Origin of the sequence: Paenibacillus sp. MAEPY2, from assembly GCF_000499205.1 — a bacterium.
Classification (GTDB): domain Bacteria; phylum Bacillota; class Bacilli; order Paenibacillales; family Paenibacillaceae; genus Paenibacillus; species Paenibacillus vandeheii.
The window spans coordinates 45,471-61,987 of record NZ_AWUK01000004.1 but is presented as its reverse complement, the minus strand read 5'-3'; the positions used below and the strand labels follow the sequence as shown (position 1 = coordinate 61,987).

At 43.6% G+C, this 16,517-nt stretch carries 16 protein-coding genes; 13 read left to right on the top strand and 3 right to left on the bottom strand.

Features of this window, described 5'->3' with window-relative positions:
- Positions 1–35: 35 nt before the first annotated feature.
- The 6 genes from P364_RS0101765 (at position 36) to P364_RS0101735 (ending at position 5,813) form a co-directional block, all read left to right on the top strand.
- Positions 36–695 (top strand): TerC family protein, encoded by a 660-nt coding sequence (locus tag P364_RS0101765; protein WP_024628445.1) that lies wholly within the window; start codon positions 36–38, stop codon positions 693–695.
- A gap of 306 nt (positions 696–1,001) precedes the next feature.
- A complete protein-coding gene (locus P364_RS0101760) occupies positions 1,002–1,490 on the top strand; it encodes a hypothetical protein (protein WP_024628444.1) in 489 nt (162 codons plus the stop codon).
- Positions 1,491–1,667: 177 nt separating this feature from the next.
- Entirely contained in the window at positions 1,668–3,509 is a 1,842-nt protein-coding gene (gene typA, locus P364_RS0101755) for a translational GTPase TypA (protein WP_024628443.1), read from the top strand.
- A 305-nt stretch (positions 3,510–3,814) separates the two neighbouring features.
- A complete protein-coding gene (locus P364_RS0101745) occupies positions 3,815–4,111 on the top strand; it encodes a YlaH-like family protein (protein ID WP_024628442.1) in 297 nt (98 codons plus the stop codon).
- 88 nt (positions 4,112–4,199) lie between these two features.
- On the top strand, positions 4,200–5,261 hold the full coding sequence (locus tag P364_RS0101740; protein WP_024628441.1) for an LCP family protein: 1,062 nt from the start codon (positions 4,200–4,202) through the stop codon (positions 5,259–5,261).
- A gap of 99 nt (positions 5,262–5,360) precedes the next feature.
- Positions 5,361–5,813: a pyridoxamine 5'-phosphate oxidase family protein gene (locus P364_RS0101735; protein ID WP_024628440.1), complete on the top strand. Its 453-nt coding sequence runs from the start codon at positions 5,361–5,363 to the stop codon at positions 5,811–5,813.
- 7 nt (positions 5,814–5,820) lie between these two features.
- Here P364_RS0101735 and P364_RS0101730 read toward each other — a convergent pair whose 3' ends face one another.
- Positions 5,821–6,516: a YhcN/YlaJ family sporulation lipoprotein gene (locus P364_RS0101730; protein WP_024628439.1), complete on the bottom strand. Its 696-nt coding sequence runs from the start codon at positions 6,514–6,516 to the stop codon at positions 5,821–5,823.
- 240 nt (positions 6,517–6,756) lie between these two features.
- Here P364_RS0101730 and P364_RS0101725 point away from each other — a divergent pair, with 240 nt between their 5' ends.
- Both P364_RS0101725 and P364_RS0101720 read left to right on the top strand, forming a co-directional pair.
- Positions 6,757–8,091, top strand: a complete 1,335-nt coding sequence (locus P364_RS0101725) for a PhoH family protein (RefSeq protein WP_024628438.1) — start codon at positions 6,757–6,759, stop codon at positions 8,089–8,091.
- Positions 8,092–8,312: 221 nt separating this feature from the next.
- The gene (locus P364_RS0101720; protein WP_024628437.1) at positions 8,313–9,593 is read left to right on the top strand and encodes an ABC transporter substrate-binding protein; all 1,281 of its coding nucleotides are present in this window, start codon (positions 8,313–8,315) and stop codon (positions 9,591–9,593) included.
- Here the strand turns inward: P364_RS0101720 and P364_RS0101715 are convergent.
- Both P364_RS0101715 and P364_RS0101710 read right to left on the bottom strand, forming a co-directional pair.
- Complete coding sequence (locus tag P364_RS0101715) at positions 9,585–10,664, bottom strand: coiled-coil domain-containing protein (protein ID WP_024628436.1); 1,080 nt, start codon at positions 10,662–10,664, stop codon at positions 9,585–9,587. The two genes, P364_RS0101720 and P364_RS0101715, sit on opposite strands and share 9 nt — an antisense overlap.
- Before the next feature lie 180 nt (positions 10,665–10,844).
- Positions 10,845–11,081: a DUF2626 domain-containing protein gene (locus P364_RS0101710; RefSeq protein WP_017687281.1), complete on the bottom strand. Its 237-nt coding sequence runs from the start codon at positions 11,079–11,081 to the stop codon at positions 10,845–10,847.
- A gap of 314 nt (positions 11,082–11,395) precedes the next feature.
- Between P364_RS0101710 and P364_RS0101705 the strand changes: the two genes are divergently transcribed.
- From P364_RS0101705 to P364_RS0101685, 5 genes are all read left to right on the top strand, one after another.
- A complete protein-coding gene (locus P364_RS0101705; RefSeq protein WP_024628435.1) occupies positions 11,396–12,046 on the top strand; it encodes an RsfA family transcriptional regulator in 651 nt (216 codons plus the stop codon).
- Between the two features lie 144 nt (positions 12,047–12,190).
- A complete protein-coding gene (locus P364_RS0101700) occupies positions 12,191–13,153 on the top strand; it encodes a ketopantoate reductase family protein (protein WP_029880646.1) in 963 nt (320 codons plus the stop codon).
- A complete protein-coding gene (locus P364_RS0101695) occupies positions 13,153–13,527 on the top strand; it encodes a DUF3397 domain-containing protein (protein WP_024628433.1) in 375 nt (124 codons plus the stop codon). The genes P364_RS0101700 and P364_RS0101695 overlap by 1 nt, the downstream gene beginning before the upstream one ends.
- Before the next feature lie 151 nt (positions 13,528–13,678).
- Complete coding sequence (locus P364_RS0101690) at positions 13,679–15,376, top strand: peptide ABC transporter substrate-binding protein (protein WP_024628432.1); 1,698 nt, start codon at positions 13,679–13,681, stop codon at positions 15,374–15,376.
- A 189-nt stretch (positions 15,377–15,565) separates the two neighbouring features.
- The gene (locus P364_RS0101685) at positions 15,566–16,498 is read left to right on the top strand and encodes an ABC transporter permease (RefSeq protein ID WP_024628431.1); all 933 of its coding nucleotides are present in this window, start codon (positions 15,566–15,568) and stop codon (positions 16,496–16,498) included.
- The last annotated feature ends 19 nt before the right edge of the window (positions 16,499–16,517 follow it).

Here is a 16,517-nt window from a genome sequence, read left to right as displayed (position 1 = left end):
TTTGACATACAAGTTAGAGTGGGGGGATGAGAAGCATGGATACGTTATGGCTATTGACCGAAATATTAATGATCAATCTGGTTCTGAGTGGAGATAATGCGGTTGTTATTGCACTTGCAAGCAAGGATTTGCCAGCAACACAGCGCAAGCAGGCGGTGTGGTGGGGAGCTTTCGGCGCGGTTGTTTTACGTTGTGTGTTAACCTTTGCAGCCGTGCTGCTCCTGGGCATTCCTTTTATTCAGGCGGCAGGTGGTCTGCTGTTGCTCTGGATTGCCGTCAAGCTGCTGCTTCAGAATGAAGATGAAGTACATATTCGTAAGGCGTCCACCACCTGGAAAGCCATCCAAACGATTTTGGTTGCTGACTTTGTTATGAGTCTGGACAACGTTCTCGCAATTGCAGCTCTGGCGGATGGGGACCTGGCGCTCACAGTCATCGGAATTGCCATAAGTATTCCGATTGTGGTGTGGGGCAGCGGATTAATTGTCGGTTTGTTGAAGCGATTTCCGATTCTGGTGTTTGCCGGTTCAGGTATTCTGGCCTTCACAGCGGGTGAAATGGTGATGAATGATCCAAAGCTGGGCCAGTGGCTTGGCGGCATGGCAGCTGAGGCACATACATTCCTGCCTGTAGCTATGGCTTGTCTTGTAGTCGCGGTTGGCGGAGCCCATAAATTTGTTCGTCGAAACGTGTAAATTGATTTTGATAAATGAATGATAGATGAATGATAAATATAGCTGTAGACTGCCCTTTAAGGGCAGTTTTTTGTCGTATATGATGTGCTCTGCAGGAGAGGGCTGACTCAATTAAGTCATAGTCCGGCCATTTTAGGGTAATACAGGATAATGGAGAGGCGAAGTACGACATAAAGTGTAGTTTTTTGCATACACATCGGCTAAACTAGAAGCAGGCTGGAAGCAGTCAGTCATCATGGAATGCTGGGAATGCTTTTCGTTCAGCTTACGGGATACATAGCCAAATGTTATAAGAGGTGATTGTAGATGAAAAATGAAAAAGCAATTGGGATATTTATTTTAGTTGCAGGTATTATCATTTTACTAGGTAAATTTGGTGTGTTTGGCTTCATGGGACGGCACTTCTGGCCTTTGCTTATTTTGTTGCCAGGTATTGCTCTTCATGCATGTTATTATGCAAGGCTTACACCATCCTGGTCACTCGTTCCAGCAGGCACGTTAACCATCTATGGTCTATTGTTCGGGATTACGAATACATGGGGCGGCGGTTTGATGAGCAGCCTTTGGCCAACGTTTTTGCTTGGGATTGCCATTGGTTTGCTGGAATATGCACTGGCCGATCAACGAAGACCTGCACTGGTGCTTCCGGTTGCACTGGGTATGGGTAGCCTTTCAATTATTTTATTCGGATTTACATTGCTTCACACCGGTATTATCTACGTGCTAGCAGTACTTTTGATTGTAGGCGGGGTATGGTTGCTGTTTGGTCGTAGACGCCAAGGGAGAGGATGGTAACATTCCCAGTGGTCTTTCAAGCGAAATATCTTGATTTTTACCTATGATCAACTATAATATAAGGGATATAGACATGCGTCGGGATATCACCGACGCTTATTTTGGGTGAGTAACCTGCGAATTTGCGGGAAGTTTAGTAGATAAGAATTGAAATTGGAAAGGATATGGATACAAACCATGCATTCAAGAGAACACATTCGCAATATTGCGATTATTGCCCACGTCGATCACGGGAAAACAACGCTCGTCGACAAGTTGCTCCAGCAATCCGGTACTTTCCGTGATCACGAAACGGTACAGGAGCGCGCAATGGACTCCAACGATTTGGAGCGTGAACGCGGTATTACGATTCTGGCCAAAAACACAGCTATTACCTATAAAGATTACCTGATCAACATTGTGGATACACCAGGACACGCCGACTTTGGTGGTGAAGTGGAGCGTATCATGAAAATGGTTGACGGCGTATTACTCGTTGTTGATGCTTACGAGGGCTGTATGCCACAAACGAAGTTCGTACTTCGTAAAGCACTGGAGCACAACCTGACACCAATCGTTGTTGTAAACAAAATTGACCGTCCAGCGGCTCGTCCGACTGAGGTTATTGATGAAGTACTGGACCTGTTCATTGAACTGGGTGCCAACGATCAACAACTTGAATTCCCTGTTGTATATGCTTCCGCATTGAACGGAACATCCAGCATGGATAATGATCCTGCGAAACAGGATGACAACATGATGGCGATCTACAATACCATCGTTAGTCATATCCCACACCCTACCGAAAATGTTGAAGAACCACTTCAATTCCTCGTTACTTTGATGGACTACAATGAATACCTTGGCCGTATTGCCATTGGTCGTGTTAACCGCGGTGTGATCCGTCAAGGACAATCGGTAACGGTTATTATGCGTGATGGTAAGAGCAAAACTGCACGTATCGAGAAACTGTTCGGTTTCCAGGGTCTCAAACGTATTGAGACGGAAGAAGCAGGAGCAGGCGACATCGTTGCCATTGCAGGGATCAAGGACATCAACATTGGTGAAACCATCGCTGATCCGAACAATCCAGAAGCACTTCCTGTTTTGAAAATCGATGAGCCTACCCTACAAATGACGTTCCTCGTGAACAACAGTCCATTCGCAGGTCGTGAAGGTAAATGGGTAACTTCCCGTAAACTTCGTGAGCGTTTGTTCAAAGAATTGGAAACAGACGTTTCCCTTCGTGTTGACGAAACGGAAAGCCCGGATGCATTTGTCGTTTCCGGACGTGGTGAGCTTCACTTGGGTATCCTGATTGAGAATATGCGTCGTGAAGGATATGAATTGCAAGTATCGAAACCGGAAGTTATCATTAAAGAAGTTGACGGTAAGAAAATGGAACCGGTTGAGCGCTTGTTGATTGATATCCCTGAAGAAAGCATGGGTTCCGTAATGGAGAGCCTGGGCGCACGTAAAGCAGAGATGGTTAACATGGTCAACACAGGTAGTGGACAAGTTCGTCTGGAGTTCCTGATTCCAGCACGTGGTTTGATCGGATATAGCACAAACTTCCTGACATTGACTCGTGGTTACGGTGTTATGAACCATGCATTTGACAGCTACGCTCCAGTAGTATCCGGTCAAGTGGGTGGACGTCACCAAGGTGTACTGATCTCAACTGAAACTGGTACATCTACGTTCTATGGCATGATGGGCGTTGAGGATCGCGGTACTCTCTTCTTGGAGCCAGGTACTGAAATCTACGAAGGTATGATTGTTGGTGAACATACACGTGACAATGATATCGTTGTTAACATCTGCAAAGAAAAACAACTGACTAACGTTCGTTCTTCAGGTAAAGATGATACGGTTAAAATTAAAACTCCGATTATCTTTTCTCTGGAGCAGGCACTTGAATATCTGAATGAAGATGAATATTGTGAAATTACACCGAAATCTATTCGTCTTCGTAAGAAGATCCTGAACAAATCCGAGCGTGAGCGTGCAGAGAAACAACGTAAAATGGCTACAAAATAACGCCTAACGACAACTAAACTAGAAGATAAAGGTTAATGTTTGAGGATACACGGAAAGTAACGAAAGGTTTGTACAGCAAAAGTAGTGAAGGGATCGGAATCGATTCTGAAGAAGCGAAGCGCTCGCCTTTGTCTCCAAATTTTAACCTTTGAAGATTCGTTCAAGAAAATTTGGAGACAACAGCGATCGAAAGAACGATCCGAAACCGAAACGGTCACCACGCATGTACTTCCCTTGAGTTATCGAAAGGGTATAATCAACAATTAACTTATATCTAGCATGAACACGAAAGGAGCTGGCTGTGCATGCAAGCATGGTTTGCATCAAACCCGATCGTAGCCTACATCGTCATCTTTGTATTGATTACTTACGTATATAACAAGGTGTTTCGGGTACGTCAGAAATTGCCACTTGGTAAGGAAATCGTTCTCTATGTATTGATGGCGATGGGCACATTCATGCTTCTTGTTTTTCAAATCGACAAGCTGCCGATCATTCAATGTTTGTTGGTAGCCGTTGGTTTGATGCTGTTAGTGCGAGTGCGCTATTTCATTGAAGGTCGTCAAAAGAAAAAAGCGGAAGCTGCCGCTCGAAACTCATAAATTCTATAGTATAGACCATCCGTTTTCCCTAGGGAAAGCGGTTGTCTTATATATAGGCCAAAACAGATGTGATAAAGGTGTTGAAGATATGAACTCGAATTCGAACGGACTGCCTCCACGGAGACAGGCACCCACTCAATCCGGCGCTTCTGGATCGAAGAACGGTAAAGGCAAGCAACCAAAGAAGAAGAGACGGATGCGTACCTTTGGCAGACTAATTTTAAGTTTATTGGTTATTGCAATAGTGGTAGGCGGCGGATATGCGTATTGGGTATACAACCAGGTAGCGGATACGGGCATTGACAAGCCAGTACCTCCAGGGATGTCAGCCAAGACCAAACCGATTACGATGTTGTTATTAGGAACAGATAACCGTCCTGAGACAGGTACGTACCTTTCAGATGTGGTTATGGTAGCTTCTCTAAATCCGGAGACCAAGACGGCAACTATTGTGTCTTTACCTCGGGATACGCGTATTCAGTTGGATGGCTACAAAGCAAACAAGTTGAACTCCTACTATCCCAAATTCAAAGCACAAGAAAAAACCTCTGGCAAAAATGCAGAGGATCAGATGAAAGAAATGATGGGCAAATATCTGGATGTGGATATTAATTATACTACAGTCCTGAATTTTCAAGCGTTCCGTGATGCGGTCAATGCTGTAGGTGGCGTGGATGTAACGGTGGATAAAAACATGTGTTACAAAGATACGGCCGATGGCACAGATATTAATCTGGTGGCTGGCGCACAGCATTTGGATGGCAAAGAAGCACTTGATTTTGTTCGTTATCGTAAGTCGAACTGTAAACCAAAAACAGATGAATCCAACGATTTTGACCGAAATAAACGTCAGAATCAAGTGCTGAATTCCATGTTGGATCAGTTGAAATCATTGGGCGGTGTAACGAAAATTGGTAAAGTGATCGGTGCCGTTGATGAGAACATGACAACAGACGTGGAATCAGAACAAATGAAGAACTTCATTTCGACCTATTGGAATATTTCCAAATCGGATGTGCACTACACACCTGTAACCGGAGAATGGAGAAGTCCCTATGTGTATATCAACGAAACCGAATTGGCAAATGCCAAACAGGCGTTGCAGGATACACTCTCAGGTAAAGTAACAGCTTCTCCATCAGCCGAGTAACATGCATTCTTTTAGGATTGGAAGCAGCTTTGGTGGTATGCTATAATAACATCAACAATGAATCAAGAATTGCATAAAGAAGATTAGGGGGCTGGTTGGATGTCCGAAGCCGTCACACAATTGACTGAATCTCTTTTACAGCAATTCAAGAACGAAACATTTGTGCTCTTGAGCACCGTGGACGTTGAAACTGGAGGTCCAACCTCAACAGCAATCTCCTGGGTTTATGCGGAGAATGCTTCTACCCTGCGTGTGGCGATTGACCATCGTTCACGTCTCGTGAACAATATGATCGAAAATCCGGCTATTACCGTCACCATTTTTGGAGAAGAGATGGTGTATGCGGTAAACGGACGTGCTTCCGTACGACAAAATCCGTTACTGGATGTTCCGTTTAATATGTGCTGTTTCGACATCTCCATTGAAGCGGTAAGGAATGCGCTTTTTTATGGAGCCCAACTGTCCTCTGTGCCTCAATATGTCAAAATATATGATCAGCGTGCTGCTGAGAAATTAGATGAGCAGGTTTTTACTGCCATGAAAAAAGCCTAGTGAGAGATCACTGGGCTTTTTGTTGTCTTTTGTCAGACGAATGCAGCTGCTGCATTTGTTGTTTACGCTCTACATGTTCATCCGGATTTTGACGGACTTTGACATCTTTGGGCAGTTGGGGAATGATTCGGCCAACCATGTCAGCAAGTTCTGAGGCAAAACCGGATATCGGATGACCTTGACGAATATGCTCACCAATTTCCTTGATTCGTTCAGAAACATCGGCATCTGCGGTAACAATGGAATCCACACCTTCCGGATCTTTGCGGAGGGCTTCGGCAACAGAGTACTTAATGGTACCCACTCGTGCTCGTTCCAGTTCACCGTCAACATCAATGCCAACTACGGCTGTATTGCCAAGAATGACACAGTTGGCGTCTTTAACACCTTCCACTTGCTTGGCAAGTGTCTTGAGGTGGGTGACCCTTTTTTCATTTGGCATCCGATCAGCCGTGGTGTTGTTCTTGACGTTTTTCTCATGAACCTCACCTGTATTCTCGGTCAGATGATCCACAGCAGAAGGGTGCAACCGATCTTCCTGAGTATTGAGCATGTGAGATCCTTTACGTTGATCTTGCTGAGTTGTAACATTTCCTCCGTAGCCTTTGGCATGCTGACCTTGTTGCTGCGAGGCATTACGCGTAGAACTGTTGCAGCCTGTAAGTATAAAGATCAGAAGCAGCGTGCAAACCCAATATTTCATAAATGTTCATCCTTTCCTGGAGTTTTTCAGAATGGTTGACAATTATTTTGTCCTAGTCGAATACATTTATGTATGGGAGCATGATTGTCCATGCCGCTGCTGAAAGATCACACGATCAAAGATGAACTTGGGAAAGGAAAAAAGGACTGCCCATGTATGGTAACAAAATGATTTAATCTGGCATTCCCGAGTTTACGTTCTAGTCCATGCCTTTAACGACGCCGCTTTGGAGGGGATTGAATGAAAAAGATTTTTGTATTGGATACGAACGTGCTTCTGCATGACCCCAATGCCATATTTGCCTTTGAAGAACATGAGGTAATCATTCCCGCGGTTGTACTGGAGGAAATCGACTCCAAAAAGAGAAATGCTGATGAGATTGGCCGCAATGCCCGCAATGTATCGAGACTTCTTGATGGATTACGTGAATTGGGACATTTGCACAGTGGGGTGCCTTTGGCTAATGGAGGCAATCTGAAAGTGGAACTGAATCACCGCAGTTTTGTGAAAGTACAGGAAATGTTTGGAGAAGTGTCCAATGATAATCGAATTTTGGCCGTCGCCCTGAATTATCAGATTGAGGAAAATGAGAAAGAGGTTGTTGAACGACAAGTGGTTCTGGTCAGCAAGGATGTGCTTGTTCGTATCAAAGCGGATGTACTCGGCCTATTCACACAGGATTACTTATCTGATCGGACGGCAGGTCTCAGTGAATTATATCCAGGATATACTGCACTGAAGGTTCATCCTTCGGTCATTGATGAGTTTTACACATATCGCTTTCTACCAATCAAACCGTTACAGTTGTCTTATTCGCTTTACCCGAATGAATTTGTAATTCTCAAGGATGAGATGGGAACCAATAAATCAGCTTTGCTCAAAGTAAATACAGAGGGAACGAAGCTGGAGCCACTTTTCCTGAGTAATGATAATGTATGGGGCATCAGTGCACGTAACGCGCAACAGCGTATGGCTCTGGAACTGCTTCTGAATGATGACATTCCACTTGTCACGATTACAGGGAAGGCGGGAACGGGGAAAACCTTGTTGGCGCTTGCTGCGGGATTGCTTAAAGTGGAGGATGACCATAAGTATAAAAAATTATTGATCGCTCGCCCGGTTGTTCCAATGGGGAAAGATATCGGTTATCTACCCGGAGAAAAAGAAGAAAAACTGAGACCGTGGATGCAGCCGATTTATGATAACTTGGAATTTTTGTTTGATACCAAAAAAGCAGGCGACATTGATAAAATTTTGATGGGTCTTGGCAGCATTCAGGTTGAAGCCCTCACTTATATTCGTGGGCGTTCCATACCAGGACAGTTCATTATCATCGATGAAGCACAGAATCTGTCTCGCCATGAAGTGAAGACCATTGTATCAAGGGTGGGCGAAGGCAGTAAAATTATTTTGATGGGTGACCCTGAGCAAATTGACCACCCTTATCTGGATTCAGCAAGTAATGGTCTGACGTATATTGTGGAGCGATTCAAGCAAGAGGGGATCAGCGGACACATTATGTTGGAAAAAGGAGAACGTTCCAAGCTGGCTCAGCTTGCAGCGGATTTGTTATAGAATTACGGGGAGTTATTTCCCGGAAAATGTTTCTAGTGAACCGGCTCTTAGAGCCGGTTTTTTGCTGAAAAAATAAAAATCAGTTATTGCACAGAACTCGATATGCTCGAAGTATGCAAAATATCGGAAAACTGTTTTTTGGCAGGATAGGACAAGAGCACTACTTATTTGTTACAATGAACGTTGCAGGAAAAAATTAGGTGAGCAAGGAGGAGAAGTTAATGAAGCGTGGTCATCAGGTTGTTTTGTTCGCAGTACTGCTGCTTTCGTTAACGATTTTGTCTCCCAGCTTTGATTTTAGAGGTTCACAGCATAATCAGGAACGGGATCAGGAAAAAGATGCTTTTCCTAACACGTCATCTCGTAATGAGGACCATCATGCCCCGTTAGAGATTGTGGTGTCAATGTCTGAGACAGACTTTCAGTCGTTTCAAAGAATGGCTAATGAAGTAGCAGATTCTCAGCATGTGGAAATTAATCTGCGCAATTTAGAGCCGGATACATATAAGCGAGTGCTTGATAATAAATTTTCGGTAGGAGAGAGCGGAGATATTATTCTTCTGGACAGCGCAGAAGTTCAATACCATGCCAAAAAAGGACATCTGTATCCGTTAAACGGTACAACGCTGTCCAAGTCTTTGGGAGAAACGGTGGTGGGCTTGCGGGAAATGACCGAGTGGAATGGGTATCAATGGGGAATGCCGTTTGATTTTGATCCCTATGTAATCGCAGCTCGCTCTTCATTCCTAGATGAAGCCGGTTTGGCAGCTTTGCCTGAAAATAAGGAGCAGTGGATTAAACTTGTACAACAGGCAGCACAGGATAGAACGGATTTAATTAGAATAAACTTGAATGACCTTCATGCGGTAAGTGCATGGTTGAATCAGTTTGAACCAGGTATGGCCCCCGACAAAATCAAGAAAGCGCAAACTTCTTCCCAAACGGAGGCGTACCAACAGGTCACACAACTACTGGATCAGATCCAGCCTCATATTACGGGTGAATCAATAAATCCGACGCTCTCTGCCCTTAATAATCAGACAGATGCTCCTATGGTAGTAACGTTACTGTCTCGTTTGTTAAGCGGAAATCAAGGCAGGGCAGGAGATCAGGCTTCAATGGAGAGGATAGCCCTCAGTATGTTGGAACCTTTAGGCTCAAGAAGCCTTGTTATCGCAGCTGGCTCACTTGAGGCGGAAGAGGCCAGCCGCTGGATTGAAGGTATGACTTCCTCTTCCGTGCAATCGGAGTGGTACCAGGAGGCTAACTATTTGCCAGCAAAGCAGCAAGAACTAGATCTTGAGTCACAGAAACTAATAACAAAATATGATACCACTGATATAAAATCTTGGTTTCCAGCTGAATCTTCACCGTCTTTAATGACTGAAAGTCTTATACAGACTGCTGCCTTTCAAAAGAAGGTCCAACAACTACTTGCGGGAGAGATTACGGCCAATCAATACGTAAAAAGCATTATCGCCTTGCAGAGCGAATCAAAATGAAATAGCAAGCTTCACTTCAAGTATGCCTTCACTTGTGGATACCTCAGTGGCTTTGACAAACGACAGGATTTTCTGTGGGTAAAATCCGAGATCGAATTCCCGTTCCATCATACGACGTGTGGTATCGGGGAGTTCTAACTGATTAAACACAAGTTTATCCACATGAAAACGAATTGAATTCTGCGGTTCATTCTCGACCGTATAATGACCTTCAATACTTAATTGCAACTGATCACGCTGTCCCGAGGCAGTAATCTGATCTTTTTCAAACTTGAAGGCGAAGTCTTCGAAGATGGGATTTTGGGTACGCAGAAACGTATTCAGTTCATCTTGTCCAATGCGAATTGTGTACGTCGTTCCAGTAGTGGAGATTCCTCCGTTCTGTTCCTGGATAAATTGCGGCAGGTTCTGCATGGCTGCTGCCAATGCTTTGAAGTATCGCTTGACCTCGTATATGCCGATGTTCTCCCAATAGATGGTTAACTCATCCATCAATTTTTGCATGGCTGCAGCATCCCCGCTGGCGGCTACTTTTCCGTCCACTTCTTTTTGTAAGGCAAGTACGCGTTCGCGTTGATTTTGAAGATTGTTTTTGAGTTCAGACAGTTCTGAAGAGGTTTGGTTAATCTGGGCAGACGTTTGCTGCATGGCGCGATATCGATCCTGATACTTGTCCAGAACAGCCTGATCCCTGCCAATAATAATCTGATAGTAATCGTATAGAACAAACAGGTCTTTAAAGGATCTTGCCCCCAGAACCGTCATCAAGAGACTATCACGCTCCCCTGTATAGTAGGATCTTACAACTGAACCTGCACGGTCTTGCTGAGTATGTATCTGTTCTTTCTGTTCCTGAAGCTGAATGGATAACGTCTGACGCTGTTCGTCCAGCTGTTTTTGTCTTTCTGCAATACGTTCGATTTCATGATCGATTTCGACGATGGATAGGCTTTGTTGCAAAATTTCGCGTGTATCCTCAGAGGAAGGCTCTCCGTAGGCATAAGTCCAAGGTAGCTGGATCAAAAATATAATGCATACAATAAAGCCAGGAATGCCGTATCGACGTTTCACCTATCATTCTCCTTTCCTTATCTAAATAGATACGAACAAGCTTATCTCTTCCAGACAATATATGAAATAGATACGTGAAATATCCGTAGTGGTTACATAACACAAAGAATGGTCATTTAATCTGAAAACGACAAAAAAGCAATCCGACTATAGCCGGATCGCTTTGATGCTGCTGGCGGATTAAAGCGGCAATCCCATTTCGAATACGGTCCAGTAGCTGAACCCTGTGAAAGTCACGATCATATAACCCCAGAAGAGCAATATGTACGTACGTTCGGTGAATTTCAAATATCCCAAAATGACAAAAAACGCAGTCTGCAGGAAAAAAAGCAAAGCCATTTCGACCAAGTCTCCCGCAAAAGCCATTAGGCCAATCGCTAGCGTGAAGAACCCGAGTACCCGAAACATGCGCGCCACGGTAAGTCCTCCTCTCCTATGTACGTTCATAGATTGTCTACACAACATTATACCGGGAAAGGAAAATGGTGTAAACAAATTTGGATATGAAAGCGAATTCTTTTTTAACCAAAACGAGTTAACGTATAGTTTGTTTTGTATATGCAACGTATGAGCACACATAAATGTGGAAATACATTTTAGTATGAAATCAATTCTATGAACTCTATGAGAGGCATAAGAATGAATGAAGCAGCTTTTATACCTAATTCACATGCCGGGAAATCGGTAATGGGGACGGTTATTTTAGGATGTTGTTAGGAGGGTATTATAGCATGACTGCAGTGAGACAGGATGCTTGGAGTACAGAGGACGATTTGATTTTGGCAGAGGTTACTTTGCGTCATATTCGGGAAGGAAGCACACAACTGGCTGCTTTTGAAGAGGTTGGCGAAAAAATAGGCAGAACCTCTGCCGCTTGCGGTTTTCGCTGGAACAGCTGTGTACGTAAGAAGTATGAGTCTGCCATTAGCAATGCTAAGGCTCAACGACAAAAGCGGAGTTATCTTCGCAAACAACCGGTTTTGCTTGGACCACAGGTAGCAGCTTTGTCTACCCTGGATACGGAAGAAAATCTGTACAAAGCGGATGGGATTTCGGAAGACTCTCTATCCATTGATGCGGTTATACGATTCTTGCGGCAATGGAAGGGAACAGTGCAGGAAAACGGTCGCCAGCTTAAGATGCTTGAGAAAGAGCTTCGTGAAAAAGAGGATGAACTTCATGAACTGCGTTGCGAGAATGACCGTCTGTCCAAGGAAGTGAATGAAGTACAGACCGATTATCGTGTCGTAAATGACGATTATAAAGCATTGATTCAGATTATGGATCGTGCTCGCAGACTCGCATTTCTGACGGAAGAAGAAGAGGAACTCAAAACGAGATTCAAAATGGACGCCAACGGGAATCTGGAACGAATTGAATAATCGGAAAATGTATTTGTGGATCAGCATTAGATTAGGCCTGTCACACCTCCGTTACATAACGGCGGGTATGACGGGTTTTTTGTTTACTGTTTTTGTTCTATTATAGATAAAAGCAACTATTGGAGCAGAGAGTAGGGATGCAGCATGATCATTGACGTTGTAGGATCAGGGTCACTGGGTCTTTTGTATGGAGGAAAGCTTCAGGACGCAGGTAATGAGGTTCGATTTTGGACCAGAACGGCTGAACAGGCGAATAAACTAAGTGTAGAAGGATTTAAGATCATCGAAAGGGAGAAAACCATCCAGATTCCACCTGACCATATCCAGGTCAAGCCGATTACGGAGTTAACCCGAGTGTGGGAAGACTTACCTGGAGATTGGCTATTATTAATGGTGAAGCAGACAGCAATACATGATGTTATTCGTGAAATTGGTTCGTTGGAGAAGCAATCCATAAACATCGCATGTTTTCAAAATGGGGTCGGGCATCTGGATTATGTACAATCCAACTTGCCGCACTCTAATATATACAGCGTCATAACCACTGAAGGGGCGAAACGTCAGCAGGATGGAGTCGTTCGTGCTGGGAAAGGGGAGACCTGGATAGGTAAAAGTGAAGAGAAACCTTACTCCGCCCCAACTCCAATGGATCAGAATGAGTCCATTCGTTTACAGGGACTTTTGCAACAGGCAGGATTTGGCTGTACAGTGTCGAATGAAATCGATAAGCTTATTTATAGGAAGCTGTTAATCAATGCTGTCATTAACCCACTTACTGCGATATGGCGTATTCCCAACGGTGAGTTAATTAAAAAGGAAGAGCGAATTGTATTTATGCGTCAGCTATATGATGAGGCGTCAGCAGTATACAAAGCAAACGGAATACTTCTAGATGTAGATATGTGGGAACAAATACTCTCCGTCTGTCGTTCTACAGCCTCGAATACATCTTCCATGCTTTCGGATGTTCTGCATGGACAACTAACGGAGGTGCAAGCCATTAACGGTCAAATCGTAAGGCTGGCGTGTCAATGTGGCCTGACTGCGCCGATGCATGAAGTACTGCTTCATCTGATTGAAGGTATGCAACCGGAAGGAGTGAGTTAATGGGATTTTTTATAGTGTTGAGCATACTGCCGTTCTTTCCGTTTTTTCTGGTTTATTGGATCATGTATGGATGGAAGAAAGATAAGCGTGTGGCGTTGCGCTCGGCCATGGATGTGACAACCGTATTCCTTATTTTCTCTGTGTCGGCGTTATTCAACTTAACATTTGATTCGAATTTTGGATTTTATTTAACACTAATACTCATACTAATAGCACTTGGATTCATCGGCGGAGCACAAAATCGACTCAAAGGTAAGGTCGATGGGGGTAGAATGTTCCGGGCCGTTTGGCGCATGGCTTTCGTAATAATGAGTTTTGGGTACGTTTTGTTTACTTTATTTGGACTATTTAGATACTTCTTGAAACAGATGTGAGGATACATAACGCAAAAGGGTTAAAAAATGTGTCGATTTTGTCGAAAACTGAAAAAAACATTACTTTCTGAAAAAGTAATGTAGATTTTTTTGACCGGTGGTTGTATAATCTATAAACATATACCACATCAATTTAGGGGGAAAGTGTTAGATGAAAAGGAAAAGTCTATTAGTCCTTTTGACGCTGATTTTGGCGTTCGGTACCGTACTTGCAGCGTGCGGTTCGAAAAACGAAGGCACAGGTAACACCGATAATGGTTCTGCAACCGAAGGAAATGGTCTTGCTAAAGATCAAGTCTTGAAAATTAACCTGTCAGCTGAACCTCCTACGTTGGACCCGGCTCAAGCAAAAGACAGCCAAACCAACACTGTTCTGAAATTCTTGTATGAAGGTCTTGTGCGTATCGGCGCTGATGGCAAAGAAGCTCCAGGCGTTGCTAAAGACTGGACAATTTCCGAGGACGGTCTGAAATATGTTTTCAACCTGAACCCGGATGCTAAATGGAGCAACGGCGATGCAATCACTTCCGAAGACTTTGTACGTTCTTGGGAACGTGCGTTGAAACCGGAAACAGCTTCTCCATATGCTTACCAATTGTATTACATTAAAGGTGCAGAAGGATTTAACCGCAGTGTTGATGAAAAATATAAAGGTACTAAAATCACAGACTTCTCTCAAGTAGGGGTTAAAGCTACTGATGAGCACACGCTGGAAGTAACGTTGGAAAACCCAACACCTTACTTCTTGGGTCTTACAGCATTCTACACGTACTACCCAGTACACAAGTCTGCTGACACGAATGACAAATTTTTTACAGACTACAAAAACATGATCGTTAACGGACCATTCACAATGGATCAATACGCTAAAGGTCAAAAAATCGTCGTGAAGAAAAACGAAGGCTACCATGCAGCTTCCGATATTAAATTGTCTGCAATCAACATGTCCCTGACAAACAGCAGTGCTTCCGAACTGCAAGCTTACAAGTCTGGACAATTGGACTATACAGGTGCACCTAACGGTGAAATTCCTTCCGACCAAATTCCTTCTGTAAAAGCGGAATTGCCGAACGAGTTTAAAGCTACTGGTATTGCTAGTACGTACTACTATCAGTTCAACGTTAATGAAGCTCCATTTAACAACGTTAAAATCCGTAAGGCTTTTGCGATGTCAATCGAGCGTCAATTGATTGTTGACAAAGTAACACAAGGTGGACAAATTCCAGCTTTCGGCTTTGTACCTCCAGGTATCCGCGGTGAAAACGGCGAATTCCGTGATGAGCACAAAGATGACTACTTCACTGAAAACGTAGAAGAAGCTAAGAAATTGCTTGCTGAAGGTATGAAAGAAGAAGGTTACACAACATTGCCAGCAGTAACATTGATCTATAACACTAGTGACGGTCACGCGAAAATCGCTCTTGCTGTTGCTGATATGTGGAAGAAGAACCTTGGTGTTGACGTGAAAACGGAAAACCAAGAGTGGGGCGTATTCCTTGAGAACCGCCAAAACCAAAACTTCCAAGTGGCTCGTGCAGGCTGGTCTGCGGACTATAACGATCCATACAACTTCTTGGAAATGTGGACTACTGGAAACACAAACAATGATTCCAAATTCAGCAACGAACAGTATGACAAAGATGTTAAAGAAACTGTAAAATCGGCTGATCCAGCTACACGTATGGCTGCATTTGCTGATGCAGAGAAAATCTTGATTCAAGATGAAATGGGCGTATTGCCGATCTATTACTACACAAATGTATCTTTGACTAAGCCTTACCTGAAAGGCGTACAACTTGATTTCAGTGGAGCAATTGACTTCACTCGTGCATATCTGGAAGAGAAATAAGTTGTTCTGAAGTCTATATGATTACTTCGGGATATATATGTGGAATTCCATATATATCCCGATTTTTTTGTATGTGCACCGATTTTCCTTATAATTCTTGAAATTTCCGATAAATGGATTGGACATTATTCTTGTCTAATTCTACAATCGATTTGTATACAAAATATTGTTTGTGGAGGTGTGCAAGGGTTGGTTAAGTACGTGCTGAAAAAACTACTATTTGTGCTGCTATCGCTTTTCATACTCGCATCAGCAACCTTCTTCCTGATGAAGGCTATTCCAGGTGACCCTTTTACATCCGAGAAAAAAGTCTCACCTGAAATTCGGGCGCTTTTGGAAGTGAAGTACGGTCTGGACAAACCGATGTATGAACAATACCTGAAGTATATGGGTGGAATCATTCAGGGTGATTTCGGGGTTTCTATGAAATACCTGAATCAAGATGTATCTGGTATGATCACTCAAACGTTTACAGCATCGCTGAAGCTTGGAATCTTTGCAATTATTATCTCAATTGTTGTGGGTGTCTTGTTGGGGCTTCTTGCCGCAGTTTACCATCGCAAGCTGATTGATGATATTACGATGATCCTCGCTGTTATCGGGATTGCTGTACCGAGTTTCTTGCTCGCGTCCCTGGTACAATATGTTTTCGCATTCAAACTTGGCTGGTTTAACGTTATGGGCTTCGATGGCCCACTCGACTATGTGCTTCCAGTTGCAGCTTTGTCTGCATCACCAATTGCCTTTATCGCACGTTTGACGCGTTCAAGCATGTTGGAAGTGTTGCATGCAGATTACATCAAGACAGCCAAAGCGAAAGGCTTGAAATGGCCTGCTATCATGTTTAAACACGTTTTACGGAACGGTATTCTGCCAGTCGTTACTTATGTTGGTCCGATGACTGCGAATATTATTACAGGTTCCGTTGTTATTGAACAAATCTTTAACATTGGTGGAATTGGTAAAGTATTCGTAGAGAGTATTACGAATCGTGATTATACGATGATTATGGGGATTACAATCTTCTATGGTATTCTCTTGATGCTTGCACGTTTCCTGACGGATATTGCTTACGTGCTGATCGATCCTAGAATTAAGCTAGAAAGCCGGAAGGGGGCATAACGTTGTCTGGCACGAATAA

What these genes read in the sequence shown, in the direction of transcription:
- P364_RS0101765 (WP_024628445.1), top strand. Translation starts at nt 36, where the DNA reads ATGGATACGTTATGGCTATTGACCGAAATATTAATGATCAATCTGGTT.
- P364_RS0101760 (WP_024628444.1), top strand. Translation starts at nt 1,002, where the DNA reads ATGAAAAATGAAAAAGCAATTGGGATATTTATTTTAGTTGCAGGTATT.
- typA (WP_024628443.1), top strand. Translation starts at nt 1,668, where the DNA reads ATGCATTCAAGAGAACACATTCGCAATATTGCGATTATTGCCCACGTC.
- P364_RS0101745 (WP_024628442.1), top strand. Translation starts at nt 3,815, where the DNA reads ATGCAAGCATGGTTTGCATCAAACCCGATCGTAGCCTACATCGTCATC.
- P364_RS0101740 (WP_024628441.1), top strand. Translation starts at nt 4,200, where the DNA reads ATGAACTCGAATTCGAACGGACTGCCTCCACGGAGACAGGCACCCACT.
- P364_RS0101735 (WP_024628440.1), top strand. Translation starts at nt 5,361, where the DNA reads ATGTCCGAAGCCGTCACACAATTGACTGAATCTCTTTTACAGCAATTC.
- P364_RS0101730 (WP_024628439.1), bottom strand. Translation starts at nt 6,516, where the DNA reads ATGAAATATTGGGTTTGCACGCTGCTTCTGATCTTTATACTTACAGGC.
- P364_RS0101725 (WP_024628438.1), top strand. Translation starts at nt 6,757, where the DNA reads ATGAAAAAGATTTTTGTATTGGATACGAACGTGCTTCTGCATGACCCC.
- P364_RS0101720 (WP_024628437.1), top strand. Translation starts at nt 8,313, where the DNA reads ATGAAGCGTGGTCATCAGGTTGTTTTGTTCGCAGTACTGCTGCTTTCG.
- P364_RS0101705 (WP_024628435.1), top strand. Translation starts at nt 11,396, where the DNA reads ATGACTGCAGTGAGACAGGATGCTTGGAGTACAGAGGACGATTTGATT.
- P364_RS0101700 (WP_029880646.1), top strand. Translation starts at nt 12,191, where the DNA reads ATGATCATTGACGTTGTAGGATCAGGGTCACTGGGTCTTTTGTATGGA.
- P364_RS0101695 (WP_024628433.1), top strand. Translation starts at nt 13,153, where the DNA reads ATGGGATTTTTTATAGTGTTGAGCATACTGCCGTTCTTTCCGTTTTTT.
- P364_RS0101690 (WP_024628432.1), top strand. Translation starts at nt 13,679, where the DNA reads ATGAAAAGGAAAAGTCTATTAGTCCTTTTGACGCTGATTTTGGCGTTC.